1 tRNA gene is annotated in these 229 nt (G+C 38.9%); it reads right to left on the bottom strand.

The features are described 5' to 3' along the window. Nucleotides 1–141: 141 nt before the first annotated feature. Nucleotides 142–216: transfer RNA gene (locus HJY11_RS13765), tRNA-Gly, on the bottom strand. Between the last annotated feature and the right edge of the window lie 13 nt (nucleotides 217–229).

Raw genomic sequence — 229 nt, 5'->3', positions numbered from 1 at the left:
AGTGACAGTGTTTTACTAACATATCATTGACAGAGTAAAAGTTTGCTGTAATGGTAAGCTTATTTTTTATTTAGAAAAATTATAAGTGTACTCAAAGAAATAAAAAAGCCACAGAACTAAGTTCTGCGGCAAAATATTTTATGGAGCGGGAGACGAGATTCGAACTCGCGACACGCGGCTTGGGAAGCCGCTGCTCTACCACTGAGCTACACCCGCATGATTACTAAAA

The sequence above is a fragment of the Bittarella massiliensis (ex Durand et al. 2017) genome (genome assembly GCF_017566145.1).
Taxonomy (GTDB): domain Bacteria; phylum Bacillota; class Clostridia; order Oscillospirales; family Ruminococcaceae; genus Bittarella; species Bittarella massiliensis_A.
The sequence above is the reverse complement of the archived record's forward strand: the minus strand, read 5'-3'. Positions and strand labels throughout refer to the sequence as shown.